Genomic DNA, 15,623 nt, shown 5'->3' with positions numbered 1-15,623 from the left:
AAAAAGCTCTCCTAAATGAGAGCTTGAAGTAGCTTAGCGATGACGGCTAAAGTATGATTTTGTCTCCGCTAGGATAATCGGGGTGAGAACCAATAAGGCAATGAGATTTGGAATGGCCATGAGTCCATTGACGATATCAGCAATTTTCCAAACCACATCAAGCGTAAGGTAACCACCAAGTGCGACCATAAGCACGAAGACAAGGCGATAAAATGGGATGTATTTGGTTGTCTGAGTCAGAAATTCAAAGCAACGCTCCCCGTAATAAGACCAGCCAAGAATTGTGGTAAAAGCAAAAAGACAAAGAGACAGGGTTAAGGTTAAACTTCCGATACTGCCAAAAACAGAGGCAAAGGCAACCTGTGTCATTGGAGCTCCTTCAAGTGGTCCAGTCCACTCTCCGCTCACTAGAATCGCCAGTCCTGTCAAACTACAGATGACAATCGTATCAATAAAAGTACCAGTCATTGAAATTAAGCCTTGTTCGACAGGTTCATCTGTTTTAGCAGCCGCAGCAGCGATAGGTGCCGATCCAAGACCAGATTCATTTGAGAAGACGCCACGAGCGATGCCACGTTGCATAGCCATCATAACAGTCGCTCCAAAAAAACCTCCAGTCGCTGCCTGTCCTGTAAAAGCAGAGCGCAAAACAGTGATAAGGCTTGGCACTATGGCTTGATAATGGCTAAAGATAACAATCAGAGTAGCGATGATATACAAGCCGGCCATGAAAGGAACTAATTTTTCAGATACTTTTGAGATGGATTGAATCCCCCCAAAGATAATAATGGCTGTAATCATTGCTAAAGTGATGCTGACCACTTCTGGAGACCAGTTAAAGCTTGATTTTAGTGAGGCAGTGATGGAGTTGACCTGTGAAAACGTACCGATTCCAAGCCATGCGACCAAGACACCAGCAAAAGCAAAGAAAACAGCTAGTGGTTTAGCAAGAGCCTGCCAGCGTCCTGTAAAACCATTGGTAATGTAATACATGGGTCCTCCAGAGACATTGCCTTTGTCATCTTTGGTACGAAATTTAATGGCCAAGAGCCCTTCGGCATACTTTGTTGCCATACCGAAAAATGCAGCAATCCACATCCAAAAAAGAGCGCCAGGTCCTCCGGTTTTAATAGCAGTTGCCACCCCAACAATATTTCCCGTCCCAACAGTTGCAGCCAGTGCAGTGGCAAGAGCTGCAAAACTAGAAATGTCTCCCTCTCCCTTATCCTCTGTAAAAATGAGTTTGAAAGCTTTTGGCAGGCGAATAACTTGCAGCAAGCCCAGACGAATCGTCAGAAAAATCCCTGTTCCCATTAGTAAAATCAACAAAGGAGGTCCCCAAACCAAGTCACTAATAGCCGTAAAAATATCTAACATCATAACTCCTAACTCCGAGACGTCAAAAAAGAGATAGTGACGGCTATCTCTGGGGATTTGATTTAAAAACCAACACGACTTTTAACAAAAAGCAGTCTTTGATTTTTTAAATCTTCTGTCCTTTTGCCTGAGAGTTTCAGCAGTTTCTACTGCCTTGCCCCTTCGGCGTCACTAATGTGATCTCTCCAGAAGTCCGTCAATCACCAGTCGCAATCTTCTGATGACATCATTCGGTTATTTAATTGTATTATCGGTTATTTTAAAGGAAACGTTAGGAATTGTCAAGAGGTTAATGTGTTTTGAATTGATATTTTTGCTGATCAAGACTCGTAAGGTCAAACAAAGTTAAAGGTTTAGCTCTGCTATTTTACCTAAAAAATGGTAAAATAATAGGGCTTATTTTTGTGAACGGAGATACTTAGCATCATGGGAAATCCATTATTAAACGGTATGAACGACCGTCAGGCAGCGGCGGTACAGACCACTGAAGGTCCTTTGTTGATTATGGCGGGGGCTGGTTCTGGGAAGACACGTGTCTTAACTCACCGTATCGCTTATTTGATTGATGAAAAGATGGTCAATCCTTGGAATATTTTAGCCATCACCTTTACCAATAAAGCGGCACGGGAAATGCGTGACCGTGCCATAGCTCTCAATCCTTCGACGCAAGACACTTTAATTGCCACCTTCCACTCCATGTGTGTCCGTATCTTACGACGTGAAGCAGATCATATCGGTTACAATCGTAATTTTACCATCGTGGATCCAGGCGAGCAGCGCACGCTGATGAAGCGGATTTTGAAGCAGCTTAATTTGGACCCTAAAAATTGGAATGAGCGCTCCATTTTAGGAACCATTTCCAATGCTAAAAATGATTTACTGGATGAGGTAGCTTACGAGCGCTTAGCTGGCGACATGTACAGCCAGATTGTAGCTAAGTGTTATAAGGCTTATCAGGAGGAGCTTCGTCGCAGTGAGGCGATGGATTTTGATGACCTTATCATGATGACGCTTCGCCTTTTTGATAAAAATCCTGACGTCTTGGCCTATTATCAGCAGCGTTACCAGTATATTCATGTGGACGAGTATCAAGATACTAACCACGCTCAATACCAATTGGTTAAATTACTGGCTTCTCGCTTTAAAAATATCTGTGTAGTGGGTGATGCCGACCAGTCTATCTATGGTTGGCGTGGGGCTGACATGCAAAATATCCTCGATTTTGAGAAGGATTACCCAGAGGCTAAAGTGGTACTTTTGGAAGAAAATTATCGGTCCACCAAGAAAATCCTCCAAGCGGCAAACGATGTCATCACCAATAACCGCAATCGTCGCCCCAAAAAGCTGTGGACGCAAAACGCTGACGGTGAGCAACTGGTTTACTACCGGGCTAACAACGAGCAAGAAGAAGCTGTTTTTGTGGCCTCAACCATTACCAATGTTGTCCGTGAAATGGGGAAAAACTTCAAAGATTTTGCTGTACTTTATCGGACAAATGCCCAGTCTCGTACCATTGAGGAAGCCCTTTTAAAATCTAACATTCCTTACACCATGGTGGGTGGGACCAAGTTCTACAGCCGTAAGGAGATTCGCGATGTCATTGCTTATCTTAACCTCATTGCTAACACCTCTGATAACATGAGCTTTGAGCGAATCGTCAATGAGCCAAAGCGCGGCGTTGGACCAGGAACCCTTGAGAAAATTCGGACTTTTGCCTATGCTCAAAACATGAGTCTGCTGGATGCCTCAGCTGACATCATGTTGTCTCCTGTCAAAGGAAAAGCAGCCGCTGCCGTCTATGAGCTGGCTCATTTGCTCTTAAATCTCCGCGATAAACTGGATAGCTACAGTTTGACTGAACTAGTGCAGATGGTCTTGGATAAAACAGGCTACCTAGAAGCTCTGCGCATTCAAAATACTCTAGAAAGCCAAGCCCGTATTGAAAATATCGAAGAGTTTCTCTCAGTCACGAAGAACTTCGATGATAATAAGGAAGTAGCTGTTGAGGATGAAACCGGTCTTGATCGTCTATCGCGTTTTCTAAATGACCTGGCCTTGATTGCTGATACCGATGATGGAGATACCCAGTCAGCAGAAGTGACCCTTATGACCCTTCACGCCGCAAAAGGTTTGGAGTTTCCTGTTGTCTTTTTGATAGGGATGGAAGAGGGTGTCTTTCCGCTCACGCGTGCTACAGAAGACCCCGGCGAACTAGAAGAAGAGCGCCGTCTGGCCTATGTGGGTATTACCCGAGCAGAGGAACTCCTCTTTATGACCAATGCCAATAGCCGCACCCTTTTTGGTAAGACTAATTACAATCGTCCGACACGTTTTTTACGTGAAATATCGGAAGAACTTCTTACCTATCAAGGGCTAGCGAGACCTGCCAACACCTCTTTTGTAGCCTCCTTTGCTAATAAGGATACAAAAGAGTTTGGCAAGGGCATGAGCTTACAAGACGCCTTGCAAAGCCGCAAGTCTCAAGTTCAGCCAAACCGTGTCCTAGGAGGTGGCCTACCATTTGGACAAACTCAAACAGCTAATGAAGAAGTCCTTGATTGGTCGGTTGGGGACATTGCCATCCACAAAAAATGGGGAGAAGGTACAGTCCTTGAAGTTTCAGGAAGTGGCAAAACACAGGAACTCAAGATTAAATTCCCAGAAGTGGGACTAAAAAAACTCCTTGCCAGTTTAGCACCGATCACCAAGAAATAACAGAGAGGCTGGGCAAAACTAAAGAATTCCCCTTCCGATTAACATTTAAACAAGCAAAAACAGCTTAGAATCAACGTTGCTGATAACGCAATTCTAAGCTGTTTTCTATTTCTAAGATTTTTCGGCCAGTCTCTTTACTTATAGTTTTAAACTATACAATAGCCTTTGGAATAAGTATTAGTCAGATTGGTGGAAATGCAGTAGAATAGGGTAACTAGAAAAAAGGAGTTCTCATATGACAAGTTTACGTGATGCCTATAACACACTAAAAAAAGCCAAATTGGTCAATTTAACGCATAAGATCAATGAAGACAGCCCGCATTTTCCGGCTTTACCAAACCTATCCAAAAAAGATTTATTCACCCTAGCAGATGGTTTCCATGTGCAGCAATTTTCAGTAGTGGGTCAATATGGCACCCATATTGATGCTCCTATTCATTTTGTGGAAGGTGGTGCTTGGTTAGACGATATCGAGTTGACAGATTTATTGTTACCCCTTTATGTGATTGATCAGTCAAAAGCCGTGGCTGAAAACCCAGATTTTGAGTTGACTAAGGCCGATATTCTAGCCTTTGAAGCAGATCATGGTCCGATTGAAGCAGGTGCTTTTGTTGCCTTTCGTAGCGACTGGTCAAAACGTTGGCCTAGCCAGGATGCCTTTCGTAATTTAGATGAGAATGGCGTTCAACGAACACCAGGCTGGGCGCACGATGCTTTAGAATACTTAATAACTGAGCGTCAGGTTAAAGCAGTTGGTCACGAAACGCTAGATACAGATAGTGGCTTATCTGCTGCTAAAAACGGCGGTAGCCTGCCAGAAGAGTATTACCTTCTGGAGCAGGGCATCTATCAGGTAGAGGTTCTGGCTAATTTAGACCAAGTGCCAGCAACAGGAGCCTTTATTTCAATTGCCTACCCAAACTGGGACAAGGCAACAGGTTCACCAGTTCGTGCCCTAGCATATGTGGAATAATGCAAAAGGGAATCAGACCCTTTAGTTCCTTTTTTGTGTGACGCGAAGTCTGTCATATAGTATAAGGAGCAGTGAAGTGTGATTGCACAGCTTCTCTGTTTTGGTCTTAAGGCAAATGGAAAGTAAAAGAATCACTCCATCAAGCATCTAGAAAAAAGACAAGGGCTGGACAACTTTAACTGTCCAGCCTCTTTTTAGATTTTTTCAACATTGATAAAACGGCCCAAAAGCGACACGAAGATATGATACAAGACAGGAGAGCTACTGTTAGTATCAGGAAGCCTGGAATTTGTGGCAGCTTGACGAGGAGGAAACACGATAAGACTGCTATAGAAAGACTAAAAAGGAGCATAAGGCCATAGAAAATGAGCAGGTACCAGAGTTTTGCTCGATACCATTTGGACTTTTTGGGATGCCTATTCAGAGAGAAAGTGATCAAGAGTGGGACTATTAGAAATAGCGTACAGATAATAGCTCTCTCTTTTATCAACGTCTGATAAAGGTGATGCATAGGAGTTCCTCCGAGACTTAAAAGACACGGTAAACATAAGGGTTTTCAGGTTGATTAACCTGTTTTTCTTCCTTGATGTGAAGGGTAGGAAGAGTTTGCCCAAGTTCTTGATGATATTCTAAAGTTAGCTGGCCGGTTACGGTAACCCAGCTATTATCAGGATAGCTAACTTGTCCACCTTTTGTCAATAGGCCAAAGACCCCAGAGTCCGCGATACAGTGAATAATACCAAAGCGAAAGAGAAATTGAGCTCCCTCGTGTTCAGGTTCATTGTAGACAAAACCTGTGAAACGGATATCCCTTCCCAAAAAATCTTCTGGATAAAGGTAAATCAGTTCCATAACCTCCATATAATTCTCTGTGGTGATGGTCAAAAGATTAGAACCCTTGTATTTTTCCAGAGATTTAGCCATCTCCTTTTGATAGCCAGAAGCAGTAAAGTAAAGGCTGGTATCAGGTCGGAGGTACTGGATATCTGTACCTTCTTGCTGTGCAGTTTCGGGATCCGAGCCAGCTGATAAGGGAAAGGTGTAGCCTTTTGCGGAGACGGTTTTAGCATCTAGGGTTACGGTTGGAACAAGCAGAGCGACTAAGATGGGAAATACGAGAATCATAGGACTGGTGAGTGCAGCTATTTTTCCAGATAAATGGTTGTGCATTTTTAGATTTTTGACCCAGATAATCAGTTGCACGATTGCTAGAATCAAAGACAGCCCCATAGAAATGAAAGCTAAATAAGTATAGTGAGTATTGATGTACTGATTAAGTTTTCCAGACAAATAGAGGTACATAGAGACCTCTAAGTAGCCCACTAATATTAAAAAACGTATCATCCTATTACCCCCAGCATTAAGCAATAAAGCACAATGATTAGACTAGATGTTCCCACGAAAAAGGCGATAAAAGAAGCTTTAAAGGACTTAGCCATCATCAGCAAGTTTTTGATATCTACCATAGGGCCAATCAAGAGAAAAGCCATAACCGGCGATAGGCCAAAACTTGAGAGAAGAGAAGCACCAATAAAAGCATCCGCTTCACTACAAAGAGATAAAATGAATGCCATAAGCATTAACAATAAAATCCCTAGAAGCGGCGTGGTGCTGATTTGGGTCAAAAGCCGTGTCGGCAGGTAAATTTGCATAGCAGACGCTACTAAAGTGCCTATAATCAAATACCGTCCCACATCAAAAAATTCATCTATAGCATGTGCTAAGGCGTAAAAGATTTTTTGAGGGAGGGACTTATCTGAATAATCGTGCCTATGGACGGGACTGGCTTCGTTTTTAAGGATATGATCATCGACAAGAAAGGCTAAGAGAATACCAAGTATCAGGGCAACACTAATAGCACCCAAAAGTCGCAAGGTTACAATGCGCCAGCTATTGCCAAAAGCCGAGTAGGTGGCAAATAGTACCACAGGATTGATGATTGGAGCTGTGGCAAGAAAGGGCACAGCTGTGTAGCTAGGGACCTTTTTCTCTAAAAAGCGATTGACAATAGGGACAATGCCACATTCACAGGAAGGAAAGACAAAGCCAATCAGCGTACCAAAGAGCACTCGCAGTAGTTTATGCCTAGGTAGGTGCCTATCAATGATATCAGGAGTCACAAAAACTTCGATAAAGCCTGATAATATAGCGCCTATAAGGACAAATGGCAGAGCTTCAATGATGATGGATAAAAAGACAGCGAGCCATTGCAGGACATGATTAGGAAGCGTATTAATCATGAGACTCTCGCTTCCAGTAGCCGTAGAGATAGCTCATAAGGAGCGGAAAAAGGACGACAAAGAGCAGTCGCCACCAATGAGGAATAACCAAGCCAATTCCAGCAGTTAGAAGGCCTAAAGTGATCAAAAAGGCCTTATCACGTCTATTTCTTGTCATCATCCCTCTCCTGTATCAGTTGAGAAACTAGTATACCAAAGATGATACCAATACTAGGTCCCAGAGCAATTCCCATAGGAATATTACCAATCGCACTCCCAATCATCAGACCTAGTCCTGAGCCAATGGATATCCCAAGCACTAAGCCGATGGCCAGATGATCATCTTTTTTCTGCTTATTTTTTTGGTTCATTCGTTTTTTCCTTGCCTTTTGGATCTGGAAATTCAACCTTTTCTAACTCAGGTAGCTTAGCAAAGCTTTCCAAAACCTTTTCAAATTCATCTTGTTTTTTTACTGTTAAAGCCATGTTGATACTCCTTTTCTTTTTATTATAACACGAGAACCTAAAATGAAGGTTAAATTCTGCAGAAAGATAATGGAATATACTACCTAAAAGGTAAGATTATGGTCACATCTGGTCTTGCTTTCTGAACGATACGAGTATCAGAAAAAGCTCGGAACTTCCGAGCTTTTTAGGAGCCTTATGTTAGGAGTTATGGCTTAAGTCTCTTCAGCTTGCCATAAGCTATTTTTCAATCAATTCAAACTGTTCTGCTTTTTTATCGAATGTTAATTCGTAAGTGGCGTTTGGCTTGATGTCCAATTCCAACTTGACAGGTCCCCAAGTTTTAGAAACTGTTTTGTGCATGACACCAGGACGTGTTGAGGTAAAGCTCGCTTCGATGATACGAGTACCAGGAGCGACATAAACGAAACCTTTTGAACCTTCAAAGGACTGTGCTGGTTTTTCACCATCGACACTGTCGATGATAATAGAGCCGCTTGAGACAGGTGTTTGCTGGTAAGGGATAAAAATGCGGGCAGCATCAGGATGTTGTTCCAAGTAAGCATTCGAACTTGCCTTCATTTTTTTATTCATGAAGACGCCATAAATACCTGCTCCGATAAAGACCACAAGTACAATAGGGATGTAGATATACATATTTTCCATTTGATTTATTCCTCAATAAGTGATTTTTCTTTTGTTTTTAGTTTGATTGCTTTTTGTTTCTCGCCCGTGATTCCTAACTCATCTGTCAAGGATTGGAAGTCAGCGTCACTCAGGTATTCGCAGTCAATTTCTCTCTTGGTTCCATCGGGAAGAAAGATGAGAAGGTACTGTCGTCCGTCATTGTGTGTGATTGCTCCGAAAGCATGATCTGCTAAAGCATAAAACTGTCTGCTCTTACCTTGAACCACCGTCAAGCTGTCTTTACCAACAATGATCTGGCGGCGCATAGCCAATAAACCAAATAAAAGGGTAAGGCTAGGTATGGCAAGGGCAATCCATGGACTAGTTTGATCTGTCAAGATTGGCTCCCATCTAAGAATATAGACAAAAGCTGCTCCCAAAAGACTACCAATCAGGCGAGAAATGAGTGTTGTCACTTTAGGTTTATAAATAGTCTCCATATAACCTCCTTAAGACCAGTCTAATATATATATATATCAAGCCCTTAAAAAACGGTTGGGAAACCCAACCGTTTGCTGTTTTAATCGACGTATAATTTTGATTTGTCACTCAACCAACTATAGAGGAGTCCGATTAAGAGTCCGCCTCCGACGTAGTTTCCAAGACCTGAGAATAGGAAGTTGCTCAAGACACTCATAACCGTCATTCCCTCAACAGCTCCGCCATTTGAGAAGAAAGCAAGAGAGAAGGTCGAGAAGTTGGCAATCACGTGCTCAAACCCTAGGAAAGCAAAGATGAAGATGATAAAGATAAGTGAGATGACACGCCCTGCATCGTCTTTCATTCGCATAGAGATGAAGACAGCGATATTAACCACGATATTAGCAAAAATCCCTTCAACGAACTGTGTCCATGGGGTCTTAGCTAGCTTAGCGACAGTTGCTTCAATCAGGTAGCTGTGCTCATTCAAGTGTCCAACCTGGTAAGGTGTTGTAAATGACAGGAAGTAAGTCACAATAACAGCTCCAACAAAGTTGAAGAAGATACAAGTTGCCAAGATTTTAAGAGCTGTCTTTGTCGGGATAACCTTGCGGTGGATAGCCGATGTCATGTACATCATGTTTGATGTTCCAAGCTCAGCGTTCATGTAGAGAATCATGACCAAGCACCAACCAAACATCAAACCGTAGCTGAATTTACCTAGACCATTGACAATATGATTCAATTTATCAGCAGTATATGCCGAGATGGCCAAACCAATAGCGAGGTAGACGCTAGCCATAACGGAACGGATAGCGTAGGCAAAGTAGTTGCTTTCAATCAGATCAGCCTTTTTCTTAATGCTTTTATCAATATTATAAATCAGCGTGTCATGTTCTGCCGCCATAATAATCTCCTTTATGATTCCAAAAAAACTTGAGTAAATACTCACAATAAGAGAGTATATCAAAAACTCTCAAAAAATGTAAGAGATTTTATGGAAAAAACATCTTAAAAACGCAGTAGATGCTTTAGTGAAAGGTGAAGTCTTTTCACATCCACAGTCAGTCCTGTGGTACAATAGATGAAAAAAGAGGAGGAAAATGATGAAATTAGCACTTGTTGGTACTGGCATGATTGTTAAAGAAGTGTTACCAGTATTAAAAGGCATTAAGGGAATCGAATTGGCGGGCATTTGCTCTAGCCCACGTAGTCTTAATCAGGCGCATGATTTGGCAAAGGTCTTCGCCATTCCATTTGTGACCTGTCAGTTTGATGATCTTTTAGAACAGTCAACGATTGACACCATTTATATTGGGACTCCAAATAAGACCCATTATGGCTTTGCAAAGCAAGCCCTTCTTGCAGGAAAACATGTCATTTGTGAGAAACCTTTTACCATGACAGTTCGTGAACTGGATGAGTTAGTGACCATTGCAGAACAAAATCAATTGATACTACTTGAAGCCATAACGAATCAATACCTAGGAAATTTTCACTTCATACGCAAACAGTTAGCAACCTTAGGGGATATCAAAATCATTGATTGTAATTTTTCCCAATACAGCTCTCGTTATGATGCTTTTAAAAGGGGTGAAATCGCTCCAGCTTTCAATCTTGAAATGGGCGGTGGCGCTCTTCGTGATCTGAACATTTATAACATTCATCTCATCGTAGGGCTCTTTGGAAAACCAATGGTGGTGACTTATCAGCCTAATATGGAAAGTGGGGTAGACACTTCTGGAATTCTTTTGATGGATTATGGAAGCTTTAAAGCCGTAGCCATTGCCGCTAAAGATTGTTCTGCTGATACGCGAACCAGTATCCAAGGTGATAAGGGGACGCTGACCATTATTGGCCCGACAAATAGTATGCCTGAGATTCAGCTAACCCTTAATGGAGAAATGCCTACTTTGGAAAATCATAATACTGGTCAACATCGGATGACAGCAGAATTTGTCGCCTTTGAGCGCATGATTCGTGAGATGGATATTGAGGCACGTGATCAGGCTCTGGAACATAGCAGAGCAGTTATGTCAGTTTTAGAGGCTGCTAGTCAGATGTTGCCCTAATCCTTTGTCTTATTTTCTCTGACGATGGAGCTAGGATGGGGAGCTGTTTTGCAGAGTCAAAGCTATGAGAAGATGGGACAAGTCTCTTTGGAATATGATTTCTGAAAAAGCGCAACCTTCTCACCACAGTAATGATAAACCTAGACGTCATCAGAATCACCTTAAGCTCCTTTTTGGAGCTTTGAGTTATTTTAAGGCTTTTGTGTTATAATGTTAAGGTATTCTAAGTAAGAGAAAGGACAAGTTATTCAACTTGCAGATTTATATGTCAAATTACGCTATTATTCTTGCTGCGGGGAAAGGCACTCGCATGAAATCAGACTTGCCAAAAGTTTTGCATAAGGTGGCAGGGATCACCATGTTGGAACACGTTTTTCGTAGTGTTTCAGCTATTACGCCAGAGAAAACGGTAACAGTCATCGGTCATAAGGCAGAACTGGTTGAGGACGTTCTAGCTGGTAAATCTCAGTTTGCCCTTCAAACTGAGCAATTGGGGACAGGCCACGCTGTTATGATGGCTGAAAGTCAGCTTTCAGGACTGGAAGGACAAACCCTTGTTATCGCAGGAGATACACCGCTTATTACGGGAGAAAGTTTGAAAAATTTGATTAACTACCATGTTAATCATAAAAATGTGGCAACTATTTTAACAGCTGATGCCGATGATCCATTTGGCTATGGTCGCATCATCCGCAATCAGCATGATGAAGTGATTAAAATCGTTGAGCAAAAGGATGCTTCCGATTACGAACAGCAGGTTAAAGAAATCAATACCGGAACTTATGTTTTTGACAATAAGCGTCTTTTTGAGGCTCTTCAGAATATCAACACTAATAATGCTCAGGGAGAATACTATTTGACAGATGTTATTGGTATTTTTAAAGATGCTGGTGAAAAAGTAGGTGCCTATAAACTTCGTGATTTTGACGAAAGTTTAGGAGTCAATGACCGTGTTGCTCTAGCTAGAGCTGAAAAAGTTATGCGCAAGCGCATCAACACGGCTCATATGGTCAATGGCGTCACCTTGCTTGACCCAGCTAGCACTTACATTGATGTTGACGTGGAGATTGCACCAGAAGTTGTTATTGAGGCAAATGTGACGCTTAAAGGGCGCACTAAAATCGGACAAGCCAGTCTCTTGACGAATGGGACTTATATTGTGGATTCAAGGCTAGGTGCTCATACTACCATTACTCACTCTATGATTGAAGCGTCAGTCGTAGCTGATGAAGTGACCGTAGGCCCTTACGCTCATATTCGTCCAGATTCGACCCTAGGCCAAGGGGTTCACATTGGTAACTTCGTTGAGGTGAAAAGTTCAACGATTGGTCGAGGGACAAAAGCAGGGCATCTGACTTATATTGGGAATGCAGAAGTGGGGAGTGGCGTCAACTTTGGTGCAGGTACGATCACAGTCAATTATGATGGTAAAGGCAAATACCAAACGACCATTGGGAACAATGTTTTTGTCGGATCAAACGCTACGTTAATTGCCCCACTAACCATTGGAGATAACGCTCTGACCGCAGCTGGTTCAACCATTACCAAAGACGTACCCAAAGACAGTGTCGCCATCGGCCGCAGTCGTCAGGAAAATAAAGAAGGCTACGCCCTTCGTTTGCCTCATCACCCAAATCATCACTAATTTTGGAGATTACTATGGAATTTGAAGAAAAAACAAGCCATCGGGATATTATTTTTGAAGGGAATATCTTTACAGTTGCTGTTGACCAGGTTGATTTGCCAAACAATCTTGGTCAGGCTAAGCGAGAATTGGTCTTTCATAAAGGAGCAGTGGCTATTTTAGCGGTTACTCCAGAAAATAAGATTATCATTGTGAAACAGTATCGTAAGGCTATTGAGCAAATCAGCTATGAAATCCCAGCAGGAAAATTAGAAATTGGGGAAAATGGTTCAGAGAAAGAAGCTGCCCTTCGAGAATTAGAAGAGGAAACTTCTTATACGGGAGACTTAAACCTTATCCACGACTTTTACACGGCAATTGGTTTTTGTAATGAGAAAATCAAGTTGTATCTAGCGACAAATTTGCAAAAAGTAGCTAATCCGCGTCCCCAGGATGACGACGAGGTTCTAGAAATTTTTGAGCTAAGTCTTGAAGAGTGTCTAGAAATGATTGCAGACGGTCGTATTTGTGATGCGAAGACTATTATTGCGATACAGTATTATGCGCTCTCTTTTGGAGGTCGAGCATGAGCAGACCTTTACTAACGGATGAGATCATTGAGCGTTACAATCGGGGAGAATCTTTAGAAGATTTGCTGAGTGAACACGAACGCCACACCGGACAAACCATAAAAATCAATGAGCTTGACATTGATCGAATGGTCAAAAGCCGTCGTATTGAGAACGCTAGAAAAGCAGAATTTAGACGTAAATTGAATCTTATCTTGGTGGGAATTGTACTGCTGCTAGCTCTGCTATTTTATGCGGTCTTTAACTGGTAAAAGGAGAAGGAAAAATGAAAATTGGTATTATTGCCGCCATGGAAGAAGAAATGAGAACCCTCTTACCTCATCTAAAAGAGAGTGTCACGGAGCAAGTATTGGGGAAAGACTACTATCTTGGGCGCATTGAACAACATGACTTGGTCATTGTTCAGTCTGGTATCGGTAAGGTCATGTCGGCTATGAGTGTGGCCATTTTGGCGCACCATTTTCAGGTCGATGTTGTCATCAATACAGGATCAGCTGGCGCTGTTGCAGACCAATTACAGATTGGTGATGTTGTGGTTGCAAGCTCATTGGCTTATCATGACGTTGATGTGACGGCTTTTGGTTATGCTTACGGGCAAATGGCGGGGCAACCTCTCTTTTTTGAAAGTAACCGTCACCTTGTTGAGGCTTTTGAGAGAGCCTTGAAAAAGCAGGAGCTACCAAGTCATATCGGTCTCATTGCCACAGGAGATAGTTTTGTGGCTAGCCAGGATAGGATTGATCATATCAAAAGCCATTTTCCTGAGGTTTTAGCCGTTGAGATGGAGGGGGCAGCCATTGCTCAAGCTGCACAAAATGTTGGCAAACCCTTCGTGGTTGTCAGAGCAATGAGTGATACAGCCAATCATGATGCCAATATCAGTTTTGATGAATTTATTGTTCAAGCCGGCAGAAAATCCGCCCAGACTTTATTAGAATTTTTACAAGAAGTTGACAATCATAACTCGCTTGTCACAAAATGATAAAAAAGATGAGAGAATAGCATGAAAAAAACGCAAATTAAAGACAATTTGTGTTTTTTTGTGTTATAATAGTTCAAGATGGTAAATTAGAATTTTTTACCAAAAAGTATAGGAAGAATGGGAGTTAGTGAATGGCTAGAAGTGGCTTTTTTACAGGATTAGATATTGGAACAAGTACCATTAAGGTTTTAGTCGCTGAATTTATCAATGGTGAGATGAATGTGATTGGCGTTAGTAACGTAAAAAGTGCAGGTGTCAAGGATGGCATTATCGTTGACATTGACGCAGCATCAGCAGCCATCAAATCAGCAGTGGAGCAAGCTGAAGAAAAAGCAGGTGTCAACATTGACAAGGTAAATGTGAGCTTGCCAGCAAATCACCTTCAAATTGAACCAACACAAGGAATGATACCCGTTCCTAGTGAAACAAAAGAGATTAGAGATGAGGATGTTGACAGTGTTGTCAAATCAGCACTGACAAAGAGCATTACGCCAGAACGTGAAGTCATTACACTTATTCCAGAAGAGTTCATCATAGATGGCTTCCAAGGGATTAAAGACCCTCGTGGCATGATGGGGATTCGACTTGAGATGCGCGGTATGATTTATACAGGACCAAGCACCTTACTTCACAATCTGAGAAAAGCCGTTGAAAAAGCAGGCATTGGATTACAGAATATTGTCATTTCACCGCTTGCCCTAGGTCAGACCGTTCTCAATGAAGGTGAACGTGAGTTTGGTGCGACGGTTATTGACATGGGTGGTGGGCAAACGACAGTTGCCTCAATGCGTAACCAAGAATTGCAGTACACCAACGTCTATGCAGAAGGCGGAGATTATGTCACAAAGGACATTTCAAAAGTGTTGAAGACTTCTCGAGATATTGCAGAAGCTTTGAAAATTAACTTTGGGAACGCTGATGTGGACGCAGCAAGCTCTACTGAGACTGTTCAAGTTGATGTTGTTGGAGAGAGTCGTCCTGTAGATGTGACAGAACGCTACTTATCGGAGGTTATCTCTGCACGTGTTCGCCATATTCTAGAACGTGTGAAACAAGATTTAGACCGTGGTCGTATTTTGGACATGCCAGGAGGGGTTATCCTCTCAGGAGGCGGGGCTATTCTTCCTGGAATGGTTGAAATGGCCGAGAAAGTTTTTGGAACGAATGTTAAGCTTTATATTCCAAACCAAGTCGGTATCCGTAACCCAATGTTTGCAAATGTCATTAGTTTAGTAGACTATGTTGGTAATATGACGGAGGTTGATGCCATTGCACAGAGTGCGGTCTATGCAGAAGAACTGTTGCGTAGAAAGCCAGTAGATGTTGCACCTGCTTATCATCCTGAACCTACTCGTTCAGTACCGCTACAGGCCTATCCAACACAGACGACAGAGCACTCTGTTCCACCGCTTCCAGCTCAAGATGATAAAACTAGCGACAAGCCAAAATTCAGTGACCGTATGCGTAATATTTTTGGAAGCATGTTTGATTAATTAGTA

General features: G+C 42.3%; 17 protein-coding genes, 1 pseudogene and 1 riboswitch. Of the genes and pseudogenes, 9 read left to right on the top strand and 9 right to left on the bottom strand.

Going from position 1 to position 15,623, the window contains the following annotated elements:
- Nucleotides 1-33 precede the first annotated feature (33 nt).
- Nucleotides 34-1,377 (bottom strand): alanine/glycine:cation symporter family protein, encoded by a 1,344-nt coding sequence (locus tag G575_RS0102920; protein ID WP_027971376.1) that lies wholly within the window; start codon nt 1,375-1,377, stop codon nt 34-36.
- A gap of 105 nt (nt 1,378-1,482) precedes the next feature.
- Nucleotides 1,483-1,576, bottom strand: a riboswitch (glycine riboswitch).
- A gap of 227 nt (nt 1,577-1,803) precedes the next feature.
- Here G575_RS0102920 and pcrA point away from each other — a divergent pair.
- Together pcrA and G575_RS0102910 are read left to right on the top strand one after the other, a co-directional pair.
- Nucleotides 1,804-4,092 carry a DNA helicase PcrA gene (gene pcrA, locus G575_RS0102915; RefSeq protein ID WP_037622543.1) on the top strand — a complete coding sequence of 763 codons (2,289 nt, stop codon included), beginning with the start codon at nt 1,804-1,806 and terminating at the stop codon, nt 4,090-4,092.
- Between the two features lie 235 nt (nt 4,093-4,327).
- A complete protein-coding gene (locus G575_RS0102910) occupies nt 4,328-5,065 on the top strand; it encodes a cyclase family protein (RefSeq protein ID WP_027971374.1) in 738 nt (245 codons plus the stop codon).
- A gap of 528 nt (nt 5,066-5,593) precedes the next feature.
- Here G575_RS0102910 and G575_RS0102900 read toward each other — a convergent pair.
- The 8 genes from G575_RS0102900 to G575_RS0102865 all read right to left on the bottom strand — a co-directional run bounded on the left by G575_RS0102900 (nt 5,594) and on the right by G575_RS0102865 (nt 9,763).
- On the bottom strand, nt 5,594-6,409 hold the full coding sequence (locus G575_RS0102900; RefSeq protein WP_027971372.1) for a TIGR03943 family putative permease subunit: 816 nt from the start codon (nt 6,407-6,409) through the stop codon (nt 5,594-5,596).
- A complete protein-coding gene (locus tag G575_RS0102895) occupies nt 6,406-7,305 on the bottom strand; it encodes a permease (protein ID WP_027971371.1) in 900 nt (299 codons plus the stop codon). The genes G575_RS0102900 and G575_RS0102895 overlap by 4 nt, the downstream gene beginning before the upstream one ends.
- Nucleotides 7,298-7,462 carry a hypothetical protein gene (locus G575_RS12100; RefSeq protein ID WP_156874706.1) on the bottom strand — a complete coding sequence of 55 codons (165 nt, stop codon included), beginning with the start codon at nt 7,460-7,462 and terminating at the stop codon, nt 7,298-7,300. Before G575_RS12100 ends, G575_RS0102895 begins: the two co-directional genes overlap by 8 nt.
- Complete coding sequence (locus tag G575_RS11040; protein ID WP_037622541.1) at nt 7,449-7,655, bottom strand: hypothetical protein; 207 nt, start codon at nt 7,653-7,655, stop codon at nt 7,449-7,451. Before G575_RS11040 ends, G575_RS12100 begins: the two co-directional genes overlap by 14 nt.
- Nucleotides 7,639-7,770, bottom strand: a complete 132-nt coding sequence (locus G575_RS12565) for an SPJ_0845 family protein (RefSeq protein WP_281168243.1) — start codon at nt 7,768-7,770, stop codon at nt 7,639-7,641. Before G575_RS12565 ends, G575_RS11040 begins: the two co-directional genes overlap by 17 nt.
- Nucleotides 7,771-7,989: 219 nt before the next feature.
- Nucleotides 7,990-8,415 (bottom strand): hypothetical protein, encoded by a 426-nt coding sequence (locus tag G575_RS0102875; RefSeq protein WP_027971370.1) that lies wholly within the window; start codon nt 8,413-8,415, stop codon nt 7,990-7,992.
- A 5-nt stretch (nt 8,416-8,420) separates the two neighbouring features.
- Nucleotides 8,421-8,876 carry a hypothetical protein gene (locus tag G575_RS0102870; protein ID WP_027971369.1) on the bottom strand — a complete coding sequence of 152 codons (456 nt, stop codon included), beginning with the start codon at nt 8,874-8,876 and terminating at the stop codon, nt 8,421-8,423.
- Between the two features lie 80 nt (nt 8,877-8,956).
- A complete protein-coding gene (locus G575_RS0102865) occupies nt 8,957-9,763 on the bottom strand; it encodes a formate/nitrite transporter family protein (protein ID WP_027971368.1) in 807 nt (268 codons plus the stop codon).
- 199 nt (nt 9,764-9,962) lie between these two features.
- Between G575_RS0102865 and G575_RS0102860 the strand changes: the two genes are divergently transcribed.
- From G575_RS0102860 to G575_RS12640, 7 genes and pseudogenes are all read left to right on the top strand, one after another.
- A complete protein-coding gene (locus G575_RS0102860) occupies nt 9,963-10,928 on the top strand; it encodes a Gfo/Idh/MocA family protein (protein ID WP_027971367.1) in 966 nt (321 codons plus the stop codon).
- Nucleotides 10,929-11,193: 265 nt separating this feature from the next.
- Nucleotides 11,194-12,573 (top strand): bifunctional UDP-N-acetylglucosamine diphosphorylase/glucosamine-1-phosphate N-acetyltransferase GlmU, encoded by a 1,380-nt coding sequence (gene glmU, locus G575_RS0102855; RefSeq protein ID WP_027971366.1) that lies wholly within the window; start codon nt 11,194-11,196, stop codon nt 12,571-12,573.
- A 14-nt stretch (nt 12,574-12,587) separates the two neighbouring features.
- Complete coding sequence (locus G575_RS0102850) at nt 12,588-13,142, top strand: NUDIX hydrolase (protein ID WP_027971365.1); 555 nt, start codon at nt 12,588-12,590, stop codon at nt 13,140-13,142.
- Nucleotides 13,139-13,393 (top strand): cell wall synthase accessory phosphoprotein MacP, encoded by a 255-nt coding sequence (gene macP / locus G575_RS0102845; protein ID WP_027971364.1) that lies wholly within the window; start codon nt 13,139-13,141, stop codon nt 13,391-13,393. Before G575_RS0102850 ends, macP begins: the two co-directional genes overlap by 4 nt.
- A gap of 14 nt (nt 13,394-13,407) precedes the next feature.
- Nucleotides 13,408-14,124, top strand: a complete 717-nt coding sequence (locus G575_RS0102840) for a 5'-methylthioadenosine/adenosylhomocysteine nucleosidase (RefSeq protein ID WP_027971363.1) — start codon at nt 13,408-13,410, stop codon at nt 14,122-14,124.
- 131 nt (nt 14,125-14,255) lie between these two features.
- Nucleotides 14,256-15,450, top strand: a pseudogene (gene ftsA / locus G575_RS0102835) (cell division protein FtsA); the annotation flags it as partial.
- Nucleotides 15,426-15,617, top strand: coding sequence for a cell division protein FtsA C-terminal domain-containing protein (locus G575_RS12640; protein ID WP_425423298.1), 192 nt, complete (start codon nt 15,426-15,428; stop codon nt 15,615-15,617). The pseudogene ftsA and the gene G575_RS12640, both read left to right, overlap by 25 nt.
- The last annotated feature ends 6 nt before the right edge of the window (nt 15,618-15,623 follow it).

This window comes from Streptococcus plurextorum DSM 22810 (assembly GCF_000423745.1).
GTDB lineage: Bacteria > Bacillota > Bacilli > Lactobacillales > Streptococcaceae > Streptococcus > Streptococcus plurextorum.
This window is presented reverse-complemented; position numbering and strand designations above follow the sequence as displayed.